The sequence below is a fragment of the Sphingomonas sp. R-74633 genome (genome assembly GCF_013416555.1).
Classification (GTDB): domain Bacteria; phylum Pseudomonadota; class Alphaproteobacteria; order Sphingomonadales; family Sphingomonadaceae; genus Sphingomonas.
This window is the reverse complement of sequence record NZ_JACCFG010000006.1, coordinates 1-25712: the sequence shown is the minus strand read 5'-3', so window position 1 is coordinate 25712 and position 25712 is coordinate 1. Positions and strand designations below refer to the sequence as shown.

The following is a 25712-nucleotide window of genomic DNA, read 5'->3' as shown; positions in this document are numbered from 1 at the left end:
CAGTTGCGCGGCGCCGTCTTACCCTAAGCCCATGAAAACACGCCGCCAAAATCAGCGCTCGCGGCGGCATGGCCGCCCCGGTGCGGCATACTGCGCCGGAAACTGCCATGCCACCGGTAGCACCGGATCGGATCGGCGTGCCGATTCGCCCAGCGCGCGCGATTACCCCGTCGCCGGCTCGGCCTGCGCCGCCGCGGCCGCATCGGCCGCCGCCACTGCGTCGCCGATCCCGCCGATCGCCAGCACCAGCGGGAGCAAGGGCGGCTGGATCGTCGCCTGCACCTCGGCCGCGTCGAACAACGTGGTCACGCCGAATTCGACGTTATAGGCGGTGGTGTGCTGGTACAGGATCTCCTTGGCCAGCGTCGTGCTGTCGCTGATCTCGCCATATTCGCGCGCGCCCGTGAACAGCGCATTGTTGTTGGTGGCGACATAGGGATTGGCTGACCCGCCCGCGAAATTCTCGGCGATCGTGCGCAGCGCGGCGATCTCCCCGCTCATCTTGACGCCGGTATAATACATCGCCGTCGTCCACGGGACGATGCCGGTGGTCACCTGCGCCAGCCCCGGCCCGGTGCTTCCCGGCGCCCAGGCATTGGGCACGAGGTCGTGCGCATTATACTGGTTGGCGTTCCACATCTGATAGCCGCCGCCGGCGTCGACCACCGGATAAGCAGCGTTGAACGCAGCCGCGAACACCGAGTCCCCCGTCGTCGGCCCCGCCGTCGGAAAGGTGTAGACATTGCCCCAGCCGCTGCCCGTGGTGCCGCCGGGATAGAGCGCATAGGCGAGCAGCGGGGTCAGCCCGCCGCCCAGGCTGTGCCCGCAGAACACCAGATCATCCGCGCTGCTCGCCACGCCCTTCAGGAAATCGGCAAGGCCTGCGCCGCCCGCCTCGAGGCTCAGCAGCGCCTGCAGCCCCGCCGAGTTGCCGACGGAGACTTTGCCCGTGCCCGGCCCCGCCACCATGTAGAAGGGCACTGCGCCAAGGTCCTCGAAGAACACATTGTACGGCGAGTTCGGGTTGGTTGCCGAGATCGGCACGACATAGAAATTCTGCGTGCTGTTGTAGCAGACCGCCGCCGCCTGGTCGGAATAGTCGCTGAATGGCGCCTGCCACACCGCCGGGCCCCAGACGATCTGCCAGTCATCGCCATTGTTGAAGTCGGCGTCGCCGACCAAAGCATCCAATTCGGTTTGAAGATAGGTCGTCAACGCGGCCGAATCGCCCGTCTGCGTTGCCGCCGCACAGATTTTTATGGCCAGGCAATATACTTGCTGCTGAATGTTCGTACAAACCGCCATGATCTCATCCCTTCCGACAAGCGCGAACAGAGGAGTGAAATCTATATCTCTATTTCAGTCAGTCCATATCTTAACTTGGCGAAATTCCTTGTTACCATTTTCCCGCGCGATCTTTGTGACATTTACATGAAACGACGCAGCACTGCCTGGGTGCGCCGCGCCGCGCGCATCTAATTCAAACCGGAATGGCGGAATCAGGGCTCCCCATGGCTCTACGCAGCGGCGGCCAACGCGTCGCTTCGTGAAAAGGGGAAGAAATCATGCGCGCCGACCACCGCCGCGGGCTTTTGCTCGCGTCCGCCTCCATTGCCGCCACGCTGCTCGCCGGCACCGCTTATGGTCAGGCCGCACCTGCCGCGCAGGACGCCGCGGGCGCGCGCGACGACACCGATTCCACGATCGTCGTCACCGGCAGCGCGGGCCGTAACCAGCGCACCATCGCGGCCAAGCGCTCGGCGCTCGGCGTCGTCGACTCGGTCTCGCAGGACGATACCGGCGACCTTGCCGACGAGACCGTCGCCGACGCGCTGATCCGCCTGCCCGGCATCAACACGATGGAGACGCTCTATGGCGAGCAGTCTGCCAAATACGTGTCGGTGCGCGGCATCTCGCCCGATCTCAACTTCGTCTCGTTCGACGGACTGGCGATGTACTCCGCCGCGAACAATGGCGACGGCACCCGCCGCGTCGACCTCGCGCTGATCCCCACCCAGGTCGCGCAGATGACGCAGGTCGCCAAGAGCTTCACCCCCGATATCGACGCCGGCGCGATCGGCGGCGTGACCAACATCGTGCCCTACAGCGCGCTCGACGGGCGCAACCACTGGCTGATCGACGCCAGCGGCTCCTACCAGCCCAACACCAGCCAGTTCCCCGGCTTCAACGCGAAGGGCGGCAATCTCGACACGCGCTTCGGCGGCGGGATCAAGGGCCTCTACGTCCACCGCTTCGGCGCGCAGGACCAGTTCGGCCTCGTCGTCTCGGGCGTCTACAACCAGGAGAGCTGGCAGGCGTCCAAGCCCAACGCCAATGGCCGCACCTATTACACCGCCGCCGGCACCACCGCGAAGGCCGACCTGTCCGACTGGAACGGCAACGACCCGATGCCGACCCTCATGCGCCCGATGGACTATGCCAAGACCCGCCGGCTGTTCGGCGGCTATGTCGGCCTCGAATATCGCGCGAGCGACACGGTGAAGCTCTCGCTCTCCGGCTATGATTACAAGCAGGTCGAATACCAGACGCTGAGCGACTTCTACGCCGAGACCTTCACCGGCGTCGCCTATGCCGGCCCGCACGTCGCCACGCTCAAGATCGGCCGTTTCCGCCCGGCCTATGACTATGACAAGTTCACCACCGAATCGCGCGGCGCGATCTTCAAGGCGGTCAAGGACTGGGGCAGCAACACTTCGCTCGAGCTGCGCGGCGGCTACGGCCTCAGCCACTTCCACGACATCGACCTCGGCGTCGCCTATTCCGCCGCGCCGACCAATTCCTTCGTCACCTGGGACATGAGCGACCAGACCCCGGCCTATACCTTCTCCAACACCGCCGAGCTGGTCGACACCAGCAAGTACAAGCTGTTCTCCGCCTCCGACCTGTTCAGCGATTCCGTCTTCGAGAATGTCGAGGGCCGCATCGACCTCAAGCATAATTACAGCGGCGACAGCCAGGGCCTCGGCTTCGCCGCCGGCTTCGACGCGCGCAACGTCAACGCCACGCGCGACCAGGACCAGACCACCTACACCGCCAATGGCGCCGCGCTCGGCGACATCGGCACCGTGGTCAATCAGGACACGCTCGCCTGGCCCTACCCTACGATCTTCCTCAACTATGACCGTTTCGCCGAGACGACGAAGAAGACCCTGGCGGTCAACATCGCCTCGAGCGCGAACAGCTCGAACGCCAGCGACTATACCTATGACGAGACCGTCCTCGCCGGCTATGGCGCGGCGATGTTCGCCAGCGGCGGCTTCCGCGGCATCGCCGGCCTGCGCTACGACGATGTCCGCTTCCATGCCGACGTCCCGCGCCAGGTCAACGGCACCTATGCCGGCGCCTTCACCCGCTACAATGGCGGCTATGCGCACCTGCTGCCCTATGTCACGCTGACCCAGTCGCTCGGCAACGACGCCTGGCGCCTGCGCGCCGCGTTCAGCCAGACGCTCGGCCGCCCGGCGTTCAGCGACATCGCCACCGCCGAGGTCCGCGACAACCAGAACCTGACGATCAGCCGCGGCAACCCCGACCTCAAGCCCCGCGAATCGACCAATGCCGACGTGGCGATCGACCGCTATTTCAACGGCCATGACGGCCTGATCTCGCTCGCCGGCTTCTACAAGCGCATCAAGAACGACATCTTCTCGCTCGCCTCGCAGCAGGTGATCGACGGCACCACCTACACCGTCACCCAGCCACTCAACGCCTCGCATTCCGAGCTCAAGGGCATCGAGGCTACCTTTGTCGACAACCATGTCTTCGCGAGCGGCATCGGCCACAATCTCGGCGTCTCGCTCAACGCCAGCCGGATCTGGGCGAAGATGGACTTCATCGTCGGCGGCAAGGTCACGTCGCGCGACAATGTCCTCTACCAGCCCAACTGGCTCGCCAATGCCAGCCTGTTCTACGCGCTGCCCAAGGGCGGCGAGTTCCGCGTCGCCTATCAATGGGCGGACCGCAACCTCAACACCGTCAACGCCCAGCCCTATCAGGACTATGTGCTGCGCGCCCGCGGCCAGATGAACGCCGCGCTGCGCTGGGCGCTCCGGCCCAACCTCACCGTCAAGCTCGAGGCCGACAACATCCTCGGCGCCAACAAGAGCATGATGCACGGCTATTATTCGGAGCGCTACACGCTGAGCGTCAACCGCAAGTTCTTCCTCGATATCGTGCTGACCAACTGACGCGCGGCACCGGCACGGCGGCCCCCCGCGCGACCGGGTGGCCGCCGTGCCGGCGTTCCTTTCTCCCAACTGCCCCCCGGCTCCCCTCCAGCTGCTCCCCGGCGAAAGCCGGGGCCCAAGGTTTCTCTGCCGCGTCGCCCGTGACCCTGGGCCCCGGCCTTCGCCGGGGAACGGAAAAGCCTCGGGGAGAAACCCCAATCACGGACACCCCGTAATCCGCGGCATCACCGCCGGCCGTCGCGGCGGCAACTCCTCCCAGTCCCAATCGCCGTCGCCCTCGGCATCCTCCTCCGCCAGCGCCGCAGCTTCCCGCGCCGCCGCCTCGGCCGCGTCCGCCGCCTCGCGCGCCCGCGCCTTGTCGATCATGTCGAGCTTCCTGAGGATCACCGCATCGGTATCCTCGGGCTCGGCCCGCGAGCCGAAGAACCCGCCCGCCGCCTTGGCCGCTTCCTCGGCAAAGGCGACCAGCTCCTTCTTGCTCGCCCCATGCCGCGGCCGCACCGCCGCCCCGCTCGCCAGCCGCTCGAGCAGGAACTTGAGCAGCCCGTCCGAGAAGCGCCGCTTGCGCGACACCTCGACTCCGTCCTTCCACACGACTTCGTCCCACCCCTCGACCGCGCGCTCCCAGGCGGCCTGTTCGAGCGTGGGGATCGCCCGGTCGAGCGCCTTCTCCCAGGCCTCGGCGAACTTGGGATCGCGCTGGCGCATCCGATAGGCCGAGACATTGGAGATCCGCGCCCGCTTGCAGGCATCGCGCACGCAGCCGGTCTCGGAGAGCGCCCGCAGGAAGATCCGCGTGCGTATCTCGGTCCAGCCGTCATGCCGCTTGCGATACTTGCCGAACATCCCGTCGCGCCGCTGCGCCTTCTCGCCAGCGGCCGCGAGTTCCGCCGCCCGAGCCTCCCCGGCCCGCGCCACTGCCTTGTCCCACAGCCTGGCAAAGTCCGGATCGCGCTTGCGCACATAATAGGCGCCTGGGGCACTCATGCCCGTCTCGCGGCACGCCCGCCGCACGCTACCGTGCGCCGCCACCCCGCGCAGAAACGCCTCCCGCACCGCACCCGACCAACGCTGCCGCCCGAATTCGCCCGCCATGCGACTCGCTCCCTTGCTTTGGAGCGGACTCAGTTATGGAGGATTTTCCTACATTGGAAGAACAAATGTGGAACAACCATGCGCCGCCGTCCTATGTTGTCAGTTGGACGATCTCATGATGGTCGTAGAGCTTCGCCAAGTCAGCATGCGCTACCCGAAACTGGCTTCGGCGCTTGACGTGCGGCTTGGCAGATGACGCTCTCTCGATCTTCACAGCCGGATCGTAATAAATCACACCCGCTGCAAACGCCCTGAGAAAACGCAGAAAATCGGTTTTCTCGCAGAGCATCACTTGTCGACCATAGCTGTATTGCGCAGGCGGCGTCCGGAAGAGAGAGGGAACATAGGCAGCCTGCGCATGCTTTCGGTTCCAGTGCGCCATCATACCGGCGAAAGTCCAGGACGCCGCGATCTCATCTCGATTGTCGATCAGGGCCATTCCACCAGCCATATCGATGATTTTGCCAGTGGTTACATCGTAACCGTCCAGAACCATGCGCAAGCCGGTACGGTGATGGTGCTGCGTCTGGCAATCATAGCGGCCACCAAAGTTAAAGCGATCGGGCATGCCGTTCTGATCGGGATAGCCAAATTTTCGGAGAAATTCGACGACTCCCTCAGTTTTATAAATGCCGCCGGTTGGCTCCGGCGTCATGAGCGTCACAGGTGACTTTGGTCTGAACTTGATAAAATCGCCAACCCCATATTGCTTAACTTCCCAGCCCATGAAGTCTGGCTCAGCATAGCCGTTCGGGGTGATTCCGAGTTCTGCCTCGAGCGTATAGCCACCACCGTTAGGCGCCGAATACGGGGTCTTTGTTCCGTCCAGCGCCAGTTTCTGTGAGGCGATCCACTCAAGCTGACAGATCCGGCGCAGTTCATTCAAAAGCTGTGATTTCGGGCTGCTGGCAGCTTCCAGCCTCAGCGGCAACTCTTGGAAGACCCCAATAGTTTGCCATTCGCTTGCGTTGAACTCAGCGACAATGGGATCGTTCGCCGCTGCGGCATAGCCGAGCACCGCCCCTTGCAGGGTCATCCCAAGAAACAAAACTCTGCCCTCGTCCCGCACCCTCATGATCTCTCCCGGCGCAGCCGGGCACCCCAGAAGGAAACCGGACATGCGAACTTCAGGGTATTTTGGATAGAGGATCAGGCCCGTGTTCGGGGCGCGATGGCGCCCCGCTTCATCGACCCAATAAAAATCGACTGCGGCCTTCGCACGATCACGAACGGCACCGGCCACTTCGGCTGAGTCTGAATAGATATCGCCGTGCGGGATGATATTCAGCGCTGAGAAGTCCCCGCCCAGATAGAGCTGGTTCTTGGAATTGTCATTCGGAGCCAGCTTTTTTGCATAGATGCGGGTTGCACCGTGATGGCACATCAACGCCAGCAATTGGGAAAGTGAGGTAATCAGATCAACCGCCCTGGATTGTTATCGTCTCCAGGTCAGACCGTATCCAGTCGGCAAGACACCGCATAGTCTCAGATGAATCTAACTTCGTACGCCCCTTAAGCGCGCACTCCCACACACTCCCCACTCGCCAGCCAGCGGCACGCAAAGCGGCAACTGCCTTCGCGTCATTGGCTGCGTTGCGACCGATCTTGTCTCGCCAGAACGCCTGCCGCGTGCCGGGCCATTTGAAGAGATGGCAATCATGCTGGTGCCAGAAGCAGCCGTTCACGAACACCACAGCCCGCCAGCGGGGAAATACCAGATCCGGCTTACCCGGAAGGTCCTTCGCATGAAGCCGAAAGCGAAGCCCGGCGGCATGCAAACCCCGCCTGATTTGCATTTCGGGCTTGGTATTTCCGCCGCGGATCGCCGCCATATTACGACTGCGAGTCTCACTATCGTGAACGTCCGCCAAGCGTCAGGCTGCTTTCCGCGACTCTGCGATCTCCAGCAGCGCGTTGATGTGCGGCTGCATAGCTCGAGCGACTTCCTCGAAAACTGGCACGGCTACGGAATTACCAAACTGCTTATACGCCTGAGTGTCGGAGACAGGAATACGGAAATCATCGGGATAGCCCATTAAGCGGGCACATTCTCGCGGTGTCAGTCGCCGGGGATTGTCGCCCTTGCCCTGATTAACGAGTATCTCGGAGCCATCCTTATAGTAGCGAGCAGACAAAGTCCGGGCGACGTCATTCGGCCCGACAAGACCGAAACCAAATCCATTGCCCGCAGCCTTATGCTTTGCTGCGTAATTCCTGAGATACTGCCAAAGCTTGTCCGTCAGCGTGTACTTGCCATTGACCGCCGCCTTGGTTCCCAAAGTATATGCCGCTTCCGCAGCCTCAGAACCATCTTCAGGATGCAGGATCGATTTCAGGCGAACAGAACCTTTCGCTGGCAACGTCAGATTGTCCCACGAGAATGGAACGTCCTCACGAAAGCCGACAATGACAATTCGTTCCCGATGCTGCGGCACGAAATGCTGCGCATCAATGACCTTGTGCCAGACCTTATAACCCAAGTCCTCCGTCAGGGTTTTTACGATAACCTCGAATGTCCGCCCCTTATCGTGGCTCGTGAGATTTTTAACATTCTCTAGCAGGAAAGCCGCAGGGCGCTTGTCACGCAGAATACGTGCCACGTCGAAGAACAACGTTCCTTGGGTTTCATCCAGAAATCCGTGTTTACGCCCCAGAGAATTCTTCTTCGATACACCGGCAATTGAAAATGGCTGACATGGGAATCCAGCGACCAGCACATCATGATCGGGAATATCGTCCGTTCTTACCCTAGTTATATCCCCTTCGATCTGGCGGTTATCGCGGAAGTTTGCCGCATATGTCTGCTGCGCAAATTTATTCCATTCCGACGTGAACACACAGTGCCCGCCAATCGCATCGAAACCGCGCCGCAACCCACCGATGCCTGCAAAAAGATCAATGAAAGTGAAGCGACTCAGCGCAGGAACGGATTCGACAGCAGCCATCGACCTGAGCATATGAAGCGCTGCTTCGCGGGGAGCCCCGTCTCCCGCCTCCCAACGATAAACCTGACGTGGACTGTACCCAGTCATTAGAGCAAGCTCATCAACCGAGAGCCCTGCACGCAGCCGCAAAGCTGCAAATTCATTCTCTGACATAAAACCTCTGGGACAATTTATGACATGGTGTCGAAATTTGTCCCAGTCGACAAGCGCAAATTCCGCCTTTGTTCTAGAATTGTTCAACGCCCGGACGCAAGCGCCCTAATGCTTACCGGCGCGCTACTGGAACCACTCCGGTCGCGGCTGCGAGACACACACTTCTCTATATCACCCTCCCCTTCCCCTCCCCCCCATCCCGCGCTAAGGGCACCCCCGAATCTTCGCATTCGCAGCACCCGTCGCGCCCGCGCGGTCTACAATAGGCCAGCGTCCCCCGAGCGCCCCGGGACCGGACAGACAGGGAAAGGACCCCGCGCCCCATGACCGCCATCGGCAACGATACCCTCGGCACTCGCGACACGCTCACCGTCGGCACCGCCAGCTATGACTATTTCTCGCTGCCCAAGGCCGCGAAGAAGCTCGGCGACATCAGCCGCCTGCCCTTCTCGATGAAGGTGCTGCTCGAGAACATGCTGCGCTTCGAGGACGGCACCACCGTCACCAAGGACGACGCCCAGGCGATCGTCGACTGGCAGAAGGACGCGCGCTCGAACCGCGAGATCCAGTATCGCCCGGCCCGCGTGCTGATGCAGGACTTCACCGGCGTGCCCTGCGTGGTCGACCTCGCCGCGATGCGCGACGCGATCACCAAGCTCGGCGGCGACCCCGCCAAGATCAATCCGCAGGTTCCCGTCCACCTCGTCATCGATCACTCGGTGATGGTCGACGAGTTCGGCACGCCCAAGGCGTTCGAGGATAACGTCGCACTCGAGTACGAGCGCAATGCCGAGCGCTACGAGTTCCTCAAATGGGGCTCGAAGGCGCTGAACAACTTCTCGGTGGTGCCCCCGGGCACCGGCATCTGCCACCAGGTGAACCTCGAATATATCTCGCAGTCGATCTGGTCGTCGGCCGCGGCCGACGGCGCGAAGATCGCCTATCCGGACACGCTGGTCGGCACCGACAGCCACACGACGATGGTCAACGGCCTGGGCGTGCTCGGCTGGGGCGTCGGCGGGATCGAGGCCGAGGCCGCGATGCTGGGCCAGCCGGTGTCGATGCTCATCCCCGAAGTCGTCGGCTTCAAGCTGACCGGCAAGCTCGGTGAGGGCATCACCGCCACCGATCTGGTGCTCACCGTCACCCAGATGCTGCGCGCCAAGGGCGTGGTCGGCCGCTTCGTCGAGTTCTATGGCCCCGGCCTGCACGCGATGACGCTGGCGGACCGCGCGACGATCGCCAACATGGCGCCCGAATATGGCGCGACCTGCGGCTTCTTCCCGATCGACGACAAGACGCTCGACTATATGCGCCTCACCGGCCGTCCGGACGAGACCGTCGCGCTGGTCGAGGCCTATGCCAAGGCGCAGGGCATGTGGCATGACGTGAACGGCCCCGAGCCGATCTTCACGGACACGCTGGAGCTCGACATGAGCAGTGTCCGCCCGTCGCTCGCCGGCCCGAAGCGCCCGCAGGACCGCGTCAGCCTCGACAGCGTCGACGAAGTGTTCAACGGCGACCTGACCAAGGTCTACAAGAAGGACCATGCGGTCCGTGTCGACGTCGAGGGCAAGGACCACGACATCGGCGACGGCGACGTGGTGATCGCGGCGATCACCTCGTGCACCAACACCTCGAACCCGTCGGTGCTGATCGCGGCCGGCCTGGTGGCGCGCAAGGCGCGCGCGCTCGGCCTGACGCGCAAGCCTTGGGTCAAGACCTCGCTCGCGCCGGGCTCGCAGGTGGTCACCGACTATCTCAACAAGGCCGGACTGTCCGAGGATCTCGACGCGATCGGGTTCAACCTGGTCGGCTATGGCTGCACGACCTGCATCGGCAATTCGGGCCCGCTGGCGGAGCCGATCTCGGCCGCGATCAACGCCAACGACATCGTCGCCGCCTCGGTCCTGTCGGGCAACCGCAACTTCGAGGGCCGCGTGTCTCCGGACGTCCGCGCCAACTTCCTCGCCTCGCCGCCGCTGGTGGTGGCATACGCGCTCAAGGGCACGGTGACCGAGGACATGTACGAGACGCCGATCGGCGAGGGCACCAATGGTCCGGTGTTCCTCAAGGACATCTGGCCGTCGAACGAAGAGGTCGCCGGTCTTATCGCCGCCAACATCGACGATGCGATGTTCAGGTCGCGCTACGCCAATGTGTACGCCGGCGACACGCACTGGCAGAAGATCGATGTCGTGGGCTCGGATACGTACAATTGGCCGACCAGTTCGACCTACATCCACAATCCCCCCTATTTCGAGGGGCTTACGATGACCCCCGCGCCGGTCACCGACATCATCGACGCCAAGCCCCTCGCCATCCTCGGCGACTCGATCACCACCGACCACATCTCCCCGGCCGGCTCGATCAAGGCCGACAGCCCCGCAGGCACGTTCCTGCAGGAGCATCAGGTCTCGAAGAAGGACTTCAACAGCTACGGCGCACGCCGCGGCAATGATGAAGTTATGGTGCGCGGCACATTCGCGAACATCCGCATCAAGAACGAGATGGTCCCGGGCATCGAGGGCGGCATGACGCGCTACGGCGGTCAGGTCATGCCGATCTACGACGCCGCCGTGCGCCACAAGGCCGACGGCACTGCGCTCGTGATCGTCGCGGGCAAGGAATATGGCACCGGCTCTTCGCGTGATTGGGCGGCCAAGGGCACCAACCTGCTCGGCGTCCGCGCCGTCATCACTGAGAGCTTTGAGCGCATCCACCGCTCGAACCTGGTCGGCATGGGCATCCTGCCGCTCCAGTTCGCCGACGGCGTGACCCGCGAGACGCTCAAGCTCAAGGGCAGCGACATCTTCACGATCAAGAACGTCGCCGGCCTGCGCCCGCGTCAGGACGTCGAAGTCGAGCTCACCCGCGAGGACGGCACCAAGGAAACCTTCCTCACCCGTTGCCGGATCGATACCGTCAACGAGCTGGAATATTTCCTCAATGGCGGCATCCTGCAGTATGTGCTGCGCAAGCTCGCTTCCTGATCCATAGGATCGGATGGAAACACGAGAGGGAGGGCTTCGGCCCTCCCTCTTTTTTTGTGCGAATCAGGCAGTGCCGCTGCGCGTACGCAAATCCGAGGCAAAGTTAGCACACTCGACTCATCGCGCCATCGCCACGGCCTGCCTCAGCTTAACCTGCGCCGAAGTGATAATCATTCGCATATCAAAATATCGGCGCAGCGACTCGCCGCCATTTGATATGGCGCGCCCTAACGCCCCCAGAAAATATCCCGATAAATTTGCCATGAAGTAAAATTCATAAATAGCCTGACCAAATACTATTAGCGTCTTCACTTATAACCTCGGCGCTTTCGACGATATCGCGCAATAGCCTTCAAAACCCCTCGCTCGTTAAGGACATCATTAAGATTATATACTTGGAAATATGAAGAAATATTTCCTGTCAATACAGAATCCATCTAGACTCTACTTTTATCTCGCCCTATTGATGCGCCGGGCTCTAATAGACTGGCTCACCATGCAACTCACAAAACTAGTAATGGACCGCTCCGCGGTCCTTCTCCTCGGTGTGTCCGTAGGAGTCGCAATTGGATTCAGCTTCCTGGGAGGCCCGGGGCCTGCCAGGTCTACAGTAATCAACGGCAGTTGTTCGCCTGCTGTACATAAGGACGCAACTTTGCGTCCGCCCGAGGTAACCGGTGCAAGACAATGCGCGGCCCCCGCGCAACGTCAGCTGATCTCCACGCTTCGTGCGAACCGCCCCGTTCGTGTCGCGGTGTTTGGCGACAGCTATGGCGATGGCGTCTGGTCGGGACTGCAGCGCCAGCTCAAGCCGGCGGACGGCTATCAAGTGATCAAGTACAGCCAGCCGGCCAGCGGTTTCACCCGCTACCGCACGCTCAACCTCGAGGCGCATGCCGCCGAGCAGCTCGGCGACGACAAGATCGACGTCGCGGTGATCTCGTTCGGCGCCAATGACGCGCAGGGGATCATCACCGACGAGGGCAAGCACGCCCCGCTGATGGGCGATCTGTGGAAGGCGCAGATCGGCAAGCGGATCGAGCGCTATGTCGCGCTGCTCCGCCAGCACAATGCGCTGGTCTATTGGGTCGGCCTGCCCCGGATGCGCGACGCCGCGTTCGATGCGCAGGTGGGCGCGATCAACGATTTCTACGCCTCCGAGATGGCCAAGCTCGACGTGCCCTTCCTCGACAGCCGCCCGGTCGCGTCCGACACCAAGGGCCAGTACGCCGCGTATCTTCCCGATCCGAAGACCGGCGAGCGCACGCTGATGCGCGCCGGGGACGGCATCCATATGTCGATGACCGGCTATGTCTGGATTACCCGCGTCCTAGCCGGGCGGATCCGCGACTATGTCGACGCCACCCGCACGATCGCCGAGCCCGCGCCGAAGGAGGCCGGCAAGTGAGCGCGCTGCTCGCCCTGCTGCTGCAAGCCGCGCCCTGCACCGGGCCGGTCTGCAATTTCGACACGCTCGGCCCCTGGGCTGCACGGCTGAATGCCGCGCGCAGCGGCGCGGCGGGCGTCGAGCCGCTGCACATCCTCCAGATCGGCGACAGCCACACTGCGGGCGATGCGCTCACCGGTGCCTGGCGCGACCTGGTCCAGGATGAAGGCGGCCGCGGCGGGCGCGGGGTGCTGCCGCCCGGCCGACCTTATGCCGGCTATCTCACCCGCGGCGTGACCGTGACGATGTCGCCCAGCTGGCAGGTCGCCGCGAGCTTCGGCCCGGGATCGGCACCGCCGCGTCCTCCGCTCGGCCTGTCCGGCTTTACGCTCACCTCCACCACGCCCGATGCCCGCATGGCGCTGACCGCCGATCCGGCGATGGCGTTCGACCGTTTCGTGCTGTGCGCCCTGACAAACATGGTCACGCGCAGCGTCGCGGTGAAGACCGGTGACGATGTGCGGACGATCGATCTCAATTCCGATATCGTCGAGCCGCGCTGCACCACGCTCCGCTACGACACGCCGCAGACCGCAATCGACGTGATCGCCGACAAGGGCGCGGTGACGCTCACCAGCTGGGCGACCTTCCGCGATCATGGCGGCGTGGTGCTGTCCAATCTCGGCATCGTCGGGTCGCAGCTCCAGCATTTCGCCCGCATCGACGATGATGTGTTGGCTGCGGAACTCGGCGCCTATGCGCCCGACCTGATCGTCCTCGCCTTCGGCACCAATGAGGGCTTCGCCCCGCATTTCGACCCCAACACCTATCGCGCCACGCTGATCGAGCAGGTCAATCGGCTGCGCCGCCTCGCGCCGGGGGTGCCGCTCCTCATGCTCGGTCCGCCGCAAGCGCTCAGCCGCAACCCGGCGCTGCGGGCCAATGCCGAGGGCGCCTTGATCGGCTGCCCCGCCGCCGATCCCGCCAAGCCACCGCTGTTCGAGCCGCCCGCGCTCGGCCGCGTCCGTTCGATCCAGCGTGAAGTCGCGCAGGAGATGCACTTCGCCTGGTGGGATTGGGGCGCGCGGATGGGCGGGCCTTGCGCCGCCGTGCGCTGGGTCGCCGATGGCCGGATGCGCGGCGACTATGTCCATCTCACGTCCGCCGGCGGCCGCGCAGTCGCGCAGCTGCTCGAAGACGATCTCGTCCGCTTCGCAACTTCGGACCAATAAGATGCTGTTCCCCACGCTGAGCTTCGGGCTGTTCTTCCTTGTGGTGTTCGCCTTCACCTGGAGCACCACCTCCAACGACTGGCGCAAGCTGGTCCTGCTGATCGCCAGCTGGATCTTCTACGGCGCCTGGGACTGGCGCTTCGTGCCACTGCTGATCATCTCGGCGGTGATGAACTGGGGCGTCGCCGCGCTGATCGCCCGCAGCGAGGACGCACGCCGGCGCAAGGCGCTGATGCTCGGCGGCGTGGTCGTCAATCTGCTGATGCTCGGCTTCTTCAAATATTTCGACTTCTTCGCCGAGCAAGGCGGCAACCTGCTCGAGCTGTTCGGCGTGAAGCAGGACGCCGCGCTGATGCAGGTGATCCTGCCCGTCGGCATCTCGTTCTTCACCTTCCAGGGGATCAGCTACGCGGTCGACGTCTATAAGGGCCGGGTACCCGCGGCGCGGCTGCTCGACATCCTGCTGCTGATGTCGTTCTTCCCGCACCTCGTCGCCGGCCCGATCGTCCGCGCTTCGGATCTCGTGCCGCAATTCCAGGAAAAGCCGAAGCTCAACCGCGGCATGGTCACGATGGGGCTGCTGCTGATCGTCTGGGGCTTGTTCAAGAAGGCGGTGATCGCCTCCGAGCTCGCCACGGCCTTTGTCGACCCGGTGTTCGAAACGCCGGCGATGCACGGATCGGTCGACCTTGTCCTCGCCGCTTATGGCTATGCGGTGCAGATCTATTGCGACTTCTCCGCCTATTCGGACATGGCAATCGGCATCGCGGCGCTGCTCGGCTACCGCTTCCCGCGCAATTTCGACCGGCCCTATCGCGCAGCCTCGCTCCAGGAATTCTGGCGGCGCTGGCACATCAGCCTGTCCCGCTGGCTGCGCGACTATCTCTATATCGATGCGCTCGGCGGCAATCGCGGCGGCAAGACGCGGGTCTATCGCAATTTGATGATCACGATGCTGCTCGGCGGCTTGTGGCACGGCGCCGCCTGGACCTTCGTGATCTGGGGCGGACTGCACGGTGCGGCGCTCTGCGTCGAGCGCTGGTGGGCGCGCTCGGAGGTCACCAAGGCCTGGGTGCTGCCGCATTGGGCGAAGGTCGCGCTCACCTTCCATGTCGTGGTGCTCGGCTGGGTCTTCTTCCGTGCGGCGAGCTTCGGAGACGCCATCGCCTATCTCGGCGGGATCTTCGCCCCCGCCACCGGCGCGATGACGGCGACGCCGCTGGTCGTGGCGCTGATCCTGTTCGGCCTGGCGATCCACGCCTTGCCCTGGGACGCGATGCAGCGCGCGGCGCAGCGCCTGCGTACCCTGCCCGCCCCGGCCCTCGCGATCGCCCTGGCAGCGACGATGCTGGTGGTCGATGCGATGCGCTACGAAGGCGTCGCGCCCTTCATCTATTTCCGGTTCTGAGGAGGCCCCAATGGAAGCGCGCATCCGCGACAGCTACGAATTCCCCACCGATCTGGCCGAGGAAGCCGATCCACGCGGCGCGCTGCGCTGGACGGTCGGCGTGATCGCCACCACCGCCGCCGCGCTGGCGCTCACCAATGCGGGCGCGATCAGCGGCTGGGCCGCCAGCTTCGATCCGCAGCCGGCGGTGATCCCGCTGGTCCACGCGGCGGACGGCTGGGACGAAGCCACCGCGCGGCTCGGTCTCAGCACCCCCCACGCCCGCATGCACAAGGCGTGGAAGCATATGGAGCAGGCGCGCTGGTCGGGCGGCGGACCGGTGGTCGAGCAGGCGGCGCTGAGCGAGCACGCGCCCGGCCAGGATCGCGCCCTCCACGAATGACAAGAAAAGGGCGGCCTCCCGAAGGAGACCGCCCCGTTTTTACGATCTTCAAGCCGCTGTCAGAACTTGAAGGTCGCCCCCGCCCGGAACTGGCGGCCGATAAGGCCGGCATAGTGCCAGGTAGTCAGGAAGTTCGGCGCGCTCGCATAAGCCGCCGGAGCGACCGGTGCGCGTGCGTCGAGCAGGTTCTTCACGTTCAGGAAGAACGTGAACTGGTCGTTCACGCGGAAGGTCTGGTTGAGGTCAACATTGATGAAGCTGTTGACGTAGCAGAACTTCTCATAGCCCGGCGCCGACGCCGGCACCTTGTACAGGTTCGCCGCGCACGACGTGGACAAATTGCCCTGGTCGGTCGAGACTTCCTTGATCCGCCCGACATAATAGGTCGTCGCGCTGATCGTGTAGTTGCCGAAGTCGAGCGTGTTCTGCCAGTTGCCGCGGATGCGCGGCGTGCCATTGCCCGACGACAGGTCGTAGGGACCGAAGCTGCCGGCGAAGCGCTGGATGCCCGCCGCCGTGTCGCGGTCGTAGCGCAGCACATAGGTTGCCTCGACACGGCTGGTGAACTTCACCCCGCCGCCGAACTTGGTCGAGAGCGTCGCCGAGAAGTCGAGGCCCTCGGTCGTGTCCGAGTTCACGTTCACGAACGGCGCGTTGACGATCAGCACGCGCGGCAATGCGTTCGGGAACAGCGGATCGACGCCGTCGATCAGGTTGCACGAATAGCCTGCCCCGACCGCTGCCACCGCGGCGCAGCCCGCTGCCGATGCTGCGGCTGCCGACGGATAGCTGTTGCCGGCGACCGAGTAGTAGGCGTTGATCGCGGCGCCGGCGAGCGGGCCGTTCGCCACCAGGTTGGTCTTCTTCACATTGTAATAGTCGACCGTGGCGCTGAACCACTTCGCCGGCTGGAAGATCGCGCCGGCGGTGAAGCTGCGCGACTTTTCAGGCTCGAGGTTCGGATTGCCCGCAAAGCCGCGGCCCACCGAATATTGGAAGTTGTACGGGTTGCCGCCGTTCGAGCACGAGCCGGCATTGTTGGTGCCGCCATGCTGCGCGCAGAACGCGCCCGGCGGCGTGATCGTCACGAAGCCGGCATATTGGCTGCGGGGACCGGCCTCGGCGAAGGTCGGGGCGCGGAAGCCCTGCGAATAGGTACCGCGGATCGCGAACTCGCGGATCGGAGTGAACTTGATGCCCACCTTCGGCGAGAAGCGGCCATAGCCTTCCGAATAATGGTCATAGCGACCCGACAGGTTGAGATCGAGCGACTTCAGCAGCGGCGCATCGAGCTCGGCGAAGGCCGCATAGACGGTATGCGAGCCGAAAGCCGAGGAGGTGGTCAGGCCATAGGTATCGAGCGCAGCGTTCTGGTTGTTGTTCTCCAGCGTTTCATGCCGCACCTGGCCACCCACTGCGAGCTGCAGCGGACCGCCCGCCAGCTGCGCCAGCTCGCCGGTGATCGACGCGTCGGCCGAATACATTTCCGAATAGGACGGCGTGGTCTTGTCCGGCGCCAGGGCGCTGCGAACCGCCTGGGTGTTCTGGCTCGGATTGACGAAGTTGTAGGAGCCCGTGTTGATCGCCGTGCGCAGTGCCGCGATGTTGATCAGGCCGTGCTGGGTGATCTCCAGATTGTCGCGGGCATAGACGCCCTCGACCCGCCAGCGCCAGCTGTCGTTCGCAAAGCTGCCATTGAGGCCCCCGGAGAAGCGGTACACGTCGTTGGTGCGCTCGCTGCCGCCCGGGATGTCGCCGAACAGATAGTAGATGCGCGCGGCGTTGGCTGCCGCGATCGCCGGCGTTGCGGCCGCGTTGGTGGCATAGGGGTTGTTCGGGTTCAGGCGCCGATCCGTCGCCGTGGCGCAGTTCGTTCCCGCCGAGCAGACGAAATAGGGGAGAACGACGCCCGGATTGCTCGTCGCGACGAGCGGGCTGCCGCCGAACGGCTGAGTCTGGCGGATGGCCGACGGGAAGGCGCTGGTGATCGAGACATAGCTGCGGCTGAAGCTGCCGGTCAGATAGCCTTCGATATTGTCGCTCAGCCGGACGCTCAGCCGGCCGTTGACCGAATAGCGCTCCTGCAGCGGCTGGATCTGGCGATACAGGTCGGTCAGGTCATAGGGGCAGCCGACGCCGCGCGCGGCACCGGTGGTGACCGCGTAGGTCGGGCGCGCGCAATTGGCGATGCCGAGCGCGGTATAGGTTGCATAGGTCTGGCCCGGGTCGTTGGTGACCGCGGTGCCGCCGCTCAGCGGGTTGTTGAGATCGCCCTGCGTCGTGCGGACGACATAGGCAGTCGGCGTGTTGACGGTCAGGCCGCTGTCGGCGGTGTTGTTGTCGATGCCGCCGATCGGGGTCAGATCCTGCGTGTTATACGGGAAGCCGCGATCATGGTTCGAGACGCGGTCGTCGCGCTGATATTCGCCGTTGATGTAGAAGTTGAAGCCCGTCTTCTCATAGTCGCCGAAGCCCGCGGTAAGGTCCGCGCGGATATGGCCGGCATCGCCCTGTTCGGACGCGCCGCCCTCGACGGTACCGGCAATGCCGTTGAACTGCTTCTTGAGGATGATGTTGACCACGCCGCCGATCGCATCCGCGCCATAGGTCGACGAAGCGCCGTCCTTCAGGACTTCGACGCGGTCGACCAGGCTGAACGGAAGCGAGTTCAGGTCGACATAGGCGTTGTGCCCGTCATCGTTGATCGGGAAGTTGGTCGAGCGCAGGCCATCGACCAGGACCAGCGTCGAGGAGACGCCCAGGCCGCGCAGCGACACGGCCGAGCCGCCCGCCGAGAAGCCGGTCTGGAAACCGGTGCCGATCGAGCCGGCGCTGTCGGCCGAGATCGAGCGGATCGCGTCGCTCATCGTGGTGATGCCGGCCTTGGCCAGCGAGTCCGACGTCAGCACGGTGACCGGCGATGGCGTCTCGGTGTCGGTACGGCGCAGCAGCGAGCCGGTGACGACGATCGAATCGCCCTCTTCGGCGGCAGGCTTGTCCTGCGGTGCGTCGGCAGGCGCGGTCTGCGCATAAGCCGGCGCGGCGATCATGCCGAGCGCAAGCGCCAGCGGCGCCGCGCTGCGGGCAAGATGCCGCAGATTGGTTTTCGGATGCAGCATGAAATTTCCCTTCGCTCTCCGGACTTTTGTCCGGTTGATGTCGAGCGGACTCTCCCCCGGGAAAGCCTCTCTGGGCGCAGGGTGTTTTACTCCGCATCGGTTGTAAAGAAGCGGAAACATTCTCAGAGATATTTGGAAATATTTATCGGGCGGTGTGCCACAAAGGCAACACGCCGTTTCCGAGGCGCAGGCGGAGCCTGCTCTTCCCAAAAGCGGCATTGAACCACGGGAAAATACGTAGCCCCGCGGCCGGCATTGGAAACGCCGATCGCGGGGCTGAAATATTTCCGAAACTGCCGGAAGGCGGCTTAGCCCGCTGCGGGAATGTCGATCAGCTCGATCTTGAACAGCAGAGTCGCGCCGCCCGGAATCGGGCCCTTGCCGGTGAAGCCGTAACCAAGATTGGCCGGGATCGCGATTTCGAAGACATCGCCCACGCCCATCAGCGGCACGGCGACCTGCCAGCCCTTGATCAGCCTGCCGAGCGGAAACGTCGCCGGCTCGCCGCGGTCGTACGAGCTGTCGAACTTCTCGCCGTCGATGAAGGTGCCGGCATAGTGCAGCGTCACCGTGTCGGCCACGGTCGGGTGCTTGCCCGTGCCGTCGCCCTTCACCCGGCGCCAGCGCAGTCCCTCGGGCGTGCTGTGCCAGCCATCGGCACCGTTGAGCTTGGCCAGCGCGAGCATCTGCTGGCTCTGCCAGGCCATGTCCTGCGAACGGTCGGGCGCGGGCGCGTCCTGATCCTGGGCGGCGAGCAGGGCAAGGGCAGCAAGAAACGACATATAGGGTCCTTAGTTGGAGAGGGCGCGGCCGGCGACGGCGTCGAGCTTGCGCAGCAGATGCGGATCGCGGGCGCTCGAGGCCGTGATCAGCGCGAAATCGAGGCAGGTGTCGATCGGCGAGGCCGGGCGCTCCTCGGGCAGCGCAGTGAGCAGGTTCATCACCAGCTTGCGCGCCTTGTCGGCATTGGTGCCGAGCTGGGCGATCACCGTGGCAACGTCCACCGCCTCTTCGCCTTCGCGCCAGCAATCATAGTCGGTGACCATGCCGACCAGCGCATAAGGCAGCTCGGCCTCACGGCACAGCTTGGCCTCGGGCATCCCGGTCATGCCGATGATGTGGCAGCCCCAACTGCGGTAGAGATGGCTCTCGGCGCGGGTCGAGAATTGCGGGCCTTCCATCGCCAGATAGGTGCCGCCGACATGCGTGGTCGCTCCGGCTGCCTTGGCCGCATCCGCCGCCAGTGCCGAAAGCCGCGGGCAGACCGGATCGGCCATCGAGACATGCGCGACCATGCCCTCGCCGAAGAAGCTCGAAGGCCGGCCCTTGGTCCGGTCGATGAACTGGTCGGCGATCGTGAAGGTGCCCGGCGCGCGCTCCTCGGCCAGGCTGCCGACCGAGGAGATCGCGAGCACGTCGGTCACGCCCAGGCGCTTCAGCACGTCGATATTGGCGCGGACGTTCAGGTCGCTCGGCGAGACGCGGTGGCCGCGGCCATGGCGCGGCAGGAACACCACGCGGACATGGCCGACGCGCCCGACGAAGCAATCGTCGGAAGGCTTGCCCCAGGGGCTCTCGGTCGAGATCCATTCGCCGCCCTCGATGCCTTCGACATCATAGAGACCCGATCCGCCGATGATCCCGATCGTCCAGCCCGACATGCCTTACCCCTTTGCTGCGTTGCGGCGGGCATAGGCGAAGTAGACGACCAAACCCAAGAGGTTCCAGCAGCCGAACCAGATCTGCGTGCGCTCGGGCAGGCTGATGAACAGATAGGCGCAGCCGAAGATCGCCCCGAGCCCGACCAGCCACGGCGCCGGCGTGCGGAACGGGCGCGGCGCGTCGGGCGAACGGCGGCGCAGCACGAGCAGGCACAGTCCCACGGCGGCGAAGGCGAGCAGCGTACCGGCATTGGCCAGCGCCGCGATCTCGTCGATCGGCAGGAAGGCGGCAAAGATGCTCACCACGCAGGCGGTGAAGATCGTGATCCGCACCGGCGTGCCGCGCTTCGAGACCTTGGCGAGGCGCTTGGGCAGCATGCCGTCGCGCGCCATCACGAAGAAGATCCGGCTCTGGCCGAACAGGAAGCCCAGGATCACCGTGGGCAGCGCGATGATCGCGCTCAGCGCCAGGAATTTGGCAACGCCCGGCTGGCCGATCTCGCGCAGGATCAGCGCCAGCGGCTCGGGGCTGTCGGCGAAGCGCGTGTAGCTGAGCGCGCCGACCGCGGCGACCGCGACGATCATGTAGATCGCCACGCAGGCGATCATTGACCCGACGATGCCGATTGCCAGGTCGCGGCCAGGATTCTTGGCTTCCTCCGCCGCTGTCGAGATCGCATCGAAGCCGTAAAAAGCGAAGAAGATGATCGCCGACGCGGCCATCACCCCGCGCTCCACCCCGCCCTCGGTCATGTGCTTGGTGAAGCCGAACGGGGCGAAGGGCTGGAAGTTCGCGGCGTCGAAATAGGGCAAGGCCACCGCGACGAACACGGCGAGCGCGATCAGCTTCACCACCACCAGGATTGCATTGAGCGTGGCGCTCTCGCGCGTGCCGACGATCAGCAGGCCCGAGACCAGCCAAACCACGAACAGCGCCGGCACGTTCACGCCCCAATGTGCAATTTGCCAGCCCAGCATCTGCGGGCCGTGGGTCAGTTCGGCGGGCACGCCCATGCTGGTCAGGAACGGCGTGGCATAGCCGGACCAGCCCACTGCGACGGTCGCCACCACCAAGGTATATTCGGCGAGCAGGCTCCATCCGACCACCCAGGCGACGATCTCGCCCAGCGAGGCATAGCTATAGGTATAGGCGCTGCCCGAGGTCGGGATCATCGTCGCGAGCTCGGCATAGGCCAGCGCGGCACAGGCGCAGATCGCACCCGCCACCACAAAGGACAGGATCACCGCCGGCCCGGCCCGGTCCGCGCCGACGCCGATCAGCGTGAGGATACCGGTCCCGACGATCGCGCCCACGCCCAGTGCCACGAGATGCGGCCAGGAAAGCGTGCGCGCGAGCCGGTGCTCGGGCGGCCGGTCCTCCTCGGCGACGATCTGCTTCAACCGGAACAGGCTGGACATCGAAACTCCCCTCTCTCTTTGGGCAAGAGGTGTAGCGCCGCGCGACGCGCACGCAACTTTGTTTCGCCGTTCTTCCCCTGTCCCCAAACACCATTCTGCTCCCCGGCGAAGGCCGGGGCCCAGTTGCAAGTCGTTCGAGAGGTTTCCACGCCTAACCCAGTGCGCCGATACTGGACCCCGGCCTTCGCCGGGGAGCATTCAGCTTTCATGCAGGTGCTCAGCCAGATCATTCCGCATCCGAACCCGTGTGAGGAACGCCCATGCTGCTCGCCGTCGCCCTGCTCTTCGCCGCGCCGCAGGATCCGCCCGCCAATCCACAGATCGACTATGCCGGCTTCGCCACGCTCACCCGCGACGTGCGGACGCTGCGCGCCAAGCGGCTGCTCCCCTTCGATCGCTTCCAGGCCAAGGCCGCCGAGAAGGGGGCGCTGCTACTCGATGCCCGCTCGAAGGACGCGTTCGCGCGCGGCCATATCGCGGGCGCCGTCAACCTGCCCTTCACCGATTTCACTGCGGAAGCGCTGGCGGCCGCGGTCGGCCCGAACCGCGACCGCCCGATCCTCATCTACTGCAACAATAATTTCTCGAACCACCGCACGCCGGTGCCGCTCAAATCGGCCCCGCTCGCGCTCAACATCCAGACCTTCATCAATCTGGTCGGATACGGCTATGCCAATGTCTGGGAGCTGCGCGACGTGGTCGACTTCGACGATCCGAAGGTCGGCTGGGTGCAGGGCTGACAGTCCTCCGCGCGGAGGCGCACTTCCCCTTGCAATGTAGGATTTCGCCTGCTTGGCTTGCGCGGTCGGGTTAGCCACCCGGCCGCTCTTTGACTTGTTGGAAAGATAGGATCCCGCGCACGCAAGGATGTTGCGAGACGCGCGCCGTTTCCCCGAATTGAGTCAAGCCAAGCGCCCGCGAAAGCCGCTTTTGGCCTGTACTTCGTATACTTTGCCGAGTCGCGCGGATCTAAGCTGTAGGACCCGCCACCCGCTTCCGCGGGAACCGGGTCACTTGCTGCAGGTGGTCAGCTGCGTCGCCTGGGCATTGTCATTCACCGCGGCGCCCTGCTTCACTTCAAACAGCTGCGGCCAGCGCTTGCCGACTACGAACACGCGCTTCGTCGCGGCGTCATAGGCGATGCCGTTGGGCACCACGTCGGGATCGTCGGTCTTCGGGCCAAGCGTGCTCACGTCGAGGAAGCTCTTCACATTGCCCGTCGCAGGATCGATCCGTGCGATCAGGTTGGTCTGCCAGATGTTCGCCCAGATCTCGCCGTCCACCCATTCGAGCTCGTTGAGCTTCGCGACCGGACAGCCATTGGCGGTCACCTTCAGCGTCGACGCGACCTGCATCGTCTTGGGATCGAGGAAGCGCAGCTCGGGCGTGCCGTCCGACAGGATGATGTTCTTGCCGTTCTGCGTCATGCCCCAGCCTTCCCCGGTATAGGAGAAGGTGTCGCCGAGCGCGAAGTCCTTGAGGCTGTAGGTGAAGCCGGTCTTGTCCTGCCAGGTGACCTGGTAGAGCTTGTCGCCGAACGCAACGACGCCCTCGCCGAAATAGGGTGCGGGCAGATCGACCTGCTGGAGCACCTTGCCGGTCGCCGGATCGACCTTGCGGATATAGGAAGTGCCCGCCTCGCCCGTGCTCTCGTAGAGCGCACCGTCCTTGAAGAAGAGGCCTTCGGTGAACGCCGTCGGATCGTGCGGGTGCGTCGCCGCGATGTTCACCGCATAGACCGGCACCCCGCTGGCCCGCAGGAAGAAGAACCACACGCCGACCGCGATCACGGCCAGGGCGACGACTGCGAGGATAATGCGCTTCATCGCCGCGGAGAAAGCCGTGCGGGGGCGCTGCTGTCAACGGTGAAGCCGCGACTCTAGCGTGTCAGCTCGCAAATCCAGTTGGCTTCCCAGCTCTTGCCGCCATCGGCGGAAAAGGACTGAGTCATCCGCGCCGCCTTGGGGCCCAGATCTTCCCAGACGAAGCGGACCAGGATCATCCGCCCCTTCCACGGCTCCATGTCGTAGAATTCGCCGCGCTTGCCGTTGAATTGGCCCACCGTCGCCGGCATCGGCAGCTGGCCGGCATCGAGGTCGATCCCATAGATCGCCCATTGCCGCGTCTTGGGATCGTAGAGCCGCAGCGTCTGCGCCTTGATCCGTCCGGTACCGTCGGCGGTGCGGACGTCGAACTCCTCGAAATTCGCATTGGTATCGAGCAGCTTCTGGTGATTGGAGATGCCGTCATACTCGATCCATTTGGTCGAGCCGACGAGCCGGTCGGGCAGGCGGCGAACATGCGCCTTCCAGTTGCCGATCAGGAAATCAAAGTCATGCGCGCCGTCGCGCTGCGCCTGTTGCTGCGGTGGCGTGGCGCCGGTCAGCGCGGGCGTGGCGGCGACGAGCGCCAGGGCGGCCAGGATGCGCGAGATCATGCACGTCTCCCCTCTTTGAGAACGCCGCCAACCTCGCCCGCCCGTCCGGCGTGCGCCACGCGGCAATTGCTGCTACAGGGCAAGGCACACTTATGGTCGAGCAGCCCCGTCTTCCCTCGCTGGCAGCGATCGGCGCGTTCGAGGCGGCCGCGCGGCTCGGCAGCTTCGCCGCGGCGGCGCGCGAGCTCGGCACCACCTCGGCCTCGGTCAGCTATCACATCCGCCAGCTCGAGCGGCAGACCGGCGTGCCCTTGTTCCGCCGCTTCGCCCACCGCGTCGTGCTGACCGAGGCGGGGCGCGAGATCGCCGGCACCACGATCCAGGCCTTTGACGCGCTGCGCGGCAGCTTCATGCGGGCCGCGGCGATCGACGAGGGCCGGCTGGTGCTTTCCGCGCTGCCGACCTTCGGGACAAGCTGGCTGATCCCGCGGCTCGGACGCTTCCGTGCGGCACATCCCGAGATCGCGATCGAGCTCGACCTGTCACCCGAACCACGCGATCTCGCCGCGGGGCATGTCGACGCCGCTATCCGCAACGGCCATGGCCAATGGCCGGGGCTGCGTACCGCGCCGCTCTTGCCGAGCATCTTCCTGCCGCTCTGCCCGCCCGCACTCGCCGGCGTCGACCTCGAGTCCGCACCGCTGCTCGGCCGCCCCGACTGGTGGACCAGGTGGTTCGCTGCACTCGGCCGCCCGGTGCCGCAGCATTTCGGCATCGCGCTCGCGGACGAGCATCTCGACGCTGCAGCCGCCATCGCCGGGCACGGCATCACGATCGGTTCGCCGATCCTGTTTCGCGCCGAGCTCGAAGCTGGCCGGCTGGTGCCGGCGCATGATCTGGTGGTGGGCGACGGGCGCAGCTTCTGGCTCGCCTGGCCATCGGGGCGCCAGGGCAGCCGCAAGATCCAGGCCTTCCGCGCCTGGATCGAAGTCGAGGCCGAAGCGGAACGCGCGGCATCATCGGATTTCATCGCCCGTTCGATCCTCTGCGGGCAATAAAAAACCCGCCGGTCCTGTGCGGACTGACGGGTGTTGGAAGGGGCGTGTCCGTCGGAATTCCGACGTCGGAAGCGTCGGAAAATTCGCGCCGTTTAGGGTCGATAGACAAAGAAAAACCCCGCTAAGTCGTTAGACTTGCGGGGTATTTTTCATCGGCGCGTTGGTTGCGGGAGCAGGATTTGAACCTGCGACCTTCAGGTTATGAGCCTGACGAGCTACCGGGCTGCTCCATCCCGCGCCAAACGGGTGTGCATTGTGAATGGGTTTTGATCCCG

General features: G+C 64.4%; 20 protein-coding genes and 1 tRNA gene. 8 read left to right on the top strand and 13 right to left on the bottom strand.

Going from position 1 to position 25712, the window contains the following annotated elements; all coding sequences use genetic code 11:
* Nucleotides 1-162: 162 nt before the first annotated feature.
* Nucleotides 163-1215, bottom strand: coding sequence for a hypothetical protein (locus HZY97_RS18700; protein ID WP_180147596.1), 1053 nt, complete (start codon nucleotides 1213-1215; stop codon nucleotides 163-165).
* A 350-nt stretch (nucleotides 1216-1565) separates the two neighbouring features.
* Here HZY97_RS18700 and HZY97_RS18695 point away from each other — a divergent pair, with 350 nt between their 5' ends.
* Nucleotides 1566-4208 (top strand): TonB-dependent receptor, encoded by a 2643-nt coding sequence (locus HZY97_RS18695; RefSeq protein WP_180147594.1) that lies wholly within the window; start codon nucleotides 1566-1568, stop codon nucleotides 4206-4208.
* Between the two features lie 198 nt (nucleotides 4209-4406).
* Here HZY97_RS18695 and HZY97_RS18690 read toward each other — a convergent pair whose 3' ends face one another.
* From HZY97_RS18690 to dcm, 4 genes are all read right to left on the bottom strand, one after another.
* Nucleotides 4407-5303 carry a hypothetical protein gene (locus HZY97_RS18690; RefSeq protein ID WP_180147592.1) on the bottom strand — a complete coding sequence of 299 codons (897 nt, stop codon included), beginning with the start codon at nucleotides 5301-5303 and terminating at the stop codon, nucleotides 4407-4409.
* Nucleotides 5304-5394: 91 nt separating this feature from the next.
* Complete coding sequence (locus HZY97_RS18685) at nucleotides 5395-6699, bottom strand: MvaI/BcnI restriction endonuclease family protein (RefSeq protein WP_257215174.1); 1305 nt, start codon at nucleotides 6697-6699, stop codon at nucleotides 5395-5397.
* A 22-nt stretch (nucleotides 6700-6721) separates the two neighbouring features.
* Nucleotides 6722-7174, bottom strand: a complete 453-nt coding sequence (locus tag HZY97_RS18680; RefSeq protein ID WP_180147590.1) for a very short patch repair endonuclease — start codon at nucleotides 7172-7174, stop codon at nucleotides 6722-6724.
* A gap of 3 nt (nucleotides 7175-7177) precedes the next feature.
* Nucleotides 7178-8401 (bottom strand): DNA (cytosine-5-)-methyltransferase, encoded by a 1224-nt coding sequence (gene dcm, locus HZY97_RS18675; RefSeq protein WP_180147588.1) that lies wholly within the window; start codon nucleotides 8399-8401, stop codon nucleotides 7178-7180.
* Nucleotides 8402-8724: 323 nt separating this feature from the next.
* On the opposite strand from dcm, the gene acnA reads away from it, so the two are divergent.
* Entirely contained in the window at nucleotides 8725-11394 is a 2670-nt protein-coding gene (gene acnA, locus HZY97_RS18670) for an aconitate hydratase AcnA (protein ID WP_180147586.1), read from the top strand.
* A 117-nt stretch (nucleotides 11395-11511) separates the two neighbouring features.
* Here the strand turns inward: acnA and HZY97_RS18665 are convergent, their stop codons facing one another.
* Complete coding sequence (locus tag HZY97_RS18665) at nucleotides 11512-11706, bottom strand: hypothetical protein (RefSeq protein WP_180147584.1); 195 nt, start codon at nucleotides 11704-11706, stop codon at nucleotides 11512-11514.
* Nucleotides 11707-12049: 343 nt separating this feature from the next.
* On the opposite strand from HZY97_RS18665, the gene HZY97_RS18660 reads away from it, so the two are divergent.
* From HZY97_RS18660 to HZY97_RS18645, 4 genes are read left to right on the top strand one after another with little or no spacing between them, the layout of a single operon-like run.
* Entirely contained in the window at nucleotides 12050-12802 is a 753-nt protein-coding gene (locus HZY97_RS18660; protein WP_257215173.1) for a GDSL-type esterase/lipase family protein, read from the top strand.
* Entirely contained in the window at nucleotides 12799-14013 is a 1215-nt protein-coding gene (locus HZY97_RS18655) for a GDSL-type esterase/lipase family protein (protein WP_180147580.1), read from the top strand. The genes HZY97_RS18660 and HZY97_RS18655 overlap by 4 nt, the downstream gene beginning before the upstream one ends.
* A 1-nt stretch (nucleotide 14014) precedes the next feature.
* The gene (locus HZY97_RS18650) at nucleotides 14015-15421 is read left to right on the top strand and encodes an MBOAT family protein (protein WP_180147578.1); all 1407 of its coding nucleotides are present in this window, start codon (nucleotides 14015-14017) and stop codon (nucleotides 15419-15421) included.
* A 10-nt stretch (nucleotides 15422-15431) separates the two neighbouring features.
* Nucleotides 15432-15803 (top strand): hypothetical protein, encoded by a 372-nt coding sequence (locus HZY97_RS18645; protein WP_180147576.1) that lies wholly within the window; start codon nucleotides 15432-15434, stop codon nucleotides 15801-15803.
* A gap of 59 nt (nucleotides 15804-15862) precedes the next feature.
* Here the strand turns inward: HZY97_RS18645 and HZY97_RS18640 are convergent, their stop codons facing one another.
* From HZY97_RS18640 to HZY97_RS18625, 4 genes are all read right to left on the bottom strand, one after another.
* Nucleotides 15863-18922, bottom strand: coding sequence for a TonB-dependent receptor domain-containing protein (locus tag HZY97_RS18640; RefSeq protein WP_180147574.1), 3060 nt, complete (start codon nucleotides 18920-18922; stop codon nucleotides 15863-15865).
* 308 nt (nucleotides 18923-19230) lie between these two features.
* Nucleotides 19231-19704, bottom strand: coding sequence for an FKBP-type peptidyl-prolyl cis-trans isomerase (locus HZY97_RS18635; protein ID WP_180147572.1), 474 nt, complete (start codon nucleotides 19702-19704; stop codon nucleotides 19231-19233).
* Nucleotides 19705-19713: 9 nt separating this feature from the next.
* Nucleotides 19714-20583, bottom strand: coding sequence for an S-methyl-5'-thioadenosine phosphorylase (mtnP, locus tag HZY97_RS18630; RefSeq protein WP_180147570.1), 870 nt, complete (start codon nucleotides 20581-20583; stop codon nucleotides 19714-19716).
* A gap of 3 nt (nucleotides 20584-20586) precedes the next feature.
* On the bottom strand, nucleotides 20587-22002 hold the full coding sequence (locus HZY97_RS18625; protein ID WP_180147567.1) for an amino acid permease: 1416 nt from the start codon (nucleotides 22000-22002) through the stop codon (nucleotides 20587-20589).
* Between the two features lie 260 nt (nucleotides 22003-22262).
* Here HZY97_RS18625 and HZY97_RS18620 point away from each other — a divergent pair, with 260 nt between their 5' ends.
* Entirely contained in the window at nucleotides 22263-22742 is a 480-nt protein-coding gene (locus HZY97_RS18620) for a rhodanese-like domain-containing protein (protein ID WP_180147565.1), read from the top strand.
* Between the two features lie 270 nt (nucleotides 22743-23012).
* On the opposite strand, the gene HZY97_RS18615 is transcribed toward HZY97_RS18620, so the two are convergent.
* Together HZY97_RS18615 and HZY97_RS18610 are read right to left on the bottom strand one after the other, a co-directional pair.
* Nucleotides 23013-23828, bottom strand: coding sequence for a glutaminyl-peptide cyclotransferase (locus tag HZY97_RS18615; RefSeq protein WP_180147564.1), 816 nt, complete (start codon nucleotides 23826-23828; stop codon nucleotides 23013-23015).
* A 53-nt stretch (nucleotides 23829-23881) separates the two neighbouring features.
* Entirely contained in the window at nucleotides 23882-24439 is a 558-nt protein-coding gene (locus tag HZY97_RS18610) for a hypothetical protein (RefSeq protein WP_180147562.1), read from the bottom strand.
* 92 nt (nucleotides 24440-24531) lie between these two features.
* Between HZY97_RS18610 and HZY97_RS18605 the strand changes: the two genes are divergently transcribed.
* Entirely contained in the window at nucleotides 24532-25437 is a 906-nt protein-coding gene (locus tag HZY97_RS18605) for a LysR substrate-binding domain-containing protein (RefSeq protein WP_180147560.1), read from the top strand.
* Nucleotides 25438-25598: 161 nt separating this feature from the next.
* Here the strand turns inward: HZY97_RS18605 and HZY97_RS18600 are convergent.
* Nucleotides 25599-25675, bottom strand: a tRNA-Met gene (locus HZY97_RS18600).
* Between the last annotated feature and the right edge of the window lie 37 nt (nucleotides 25676-25712).

Coding starts and splice junctions, on each gene's coding strand:
- mtnP (WP_180147570.1), bottom strand. CDS start 20,583: ATGTCGGGCTGGACGATCGGGATCATCGGCGGATCGGGTCTCTATGAT.
- acnA (WP_180147586.1), top strand. CDS start 8,725: ATGACCGCCATCGGCAACGATACCCTCGGCACTCGCGACACGCTCACC.
- HZY97_RS18605 (WP_180147560.1), top strand. CDS start 24,532: ATGGTCGAGCAGCCCCGTCTTCCCTCGCTGGCAGCGATCGGCGCGTTC.
- HZY97_RS18695 (WP_180147594.1), top strand. CDS start 1,566: ATGCGCGCCGACCACCGCCGCGGGCTTTTGCTCGCGTCCGCCTCCATT.
- HZY97_RS18615 (WP_180147564.1), bottom strand. CDS start 23,828: ATGAAGCGCATTATCCTCGCAGTCGTCGCCCTGGCCGTGATCGCGGTC.
- dcm (WP_180147588.1), bottom strand. CDS start 8,401: ATGTCAGAGAATGAATTTGCAGCTTTGCGGCTGCGTGCAGGGCTCTCG.
- HZY97_RS18635 (WP_180147572.1), bottom strand. CDS start 19,704: ATGTCGTTTCTTGCTGCCCTTGCCCTGCTCGCCGCCCAGGATCAGGAC.
- HZY97_RS18690 (WP_180147592.1), bottom strand. CDS start 5,303: ATGGCGGGCGAATTCGGGCGGCAGCGTTGGTCGGGTGCGGTGCGGGAG.
- HZY97_RS18640 (WP_180147574.1), bottom strand. CDS start 18,922: ATGCTGCATCCGAAAACCAATCTGCGGCATCTTGCCCGCAGCGCGGCG.
- HZY97_RS18650 (WP_180147578.1), top strand. CDS start 14,015: ATGCTGTTCCCCACGCTGAGCTTCGGGCTGTTCTTCCTTGTGGTGTTC.
- HZY97_RS18625 (WP_180147567.1), bottom strand. CDS start 22,002: ATGTCCAGCCTGTTCCGGTTGAAGCAGATCGTCGCCGAGGAGGACCGG.
- HZY97_RS18645 (WP_180147576.1), top strand. CDS start 15,432: ATGGAAGCGCGCATCCGCGACAGCTACGAATTCCCCACCGATCTGGCC.
- HZY97_RS18610 (WP_180147562.1), bottom strand. CDS start 24,439: ATGATCTCGCGCATCCTGGCCGCCCTGGCGCTCGTCGCCGCCACGCCC.
- HZY97_RS18620 (WP_180147565.1), top strand. CDS start 22,263: ATGCTGCTCGCCGTCGCCCTGCTCTTCGCCGCGCCGCAGGATCCGCCC.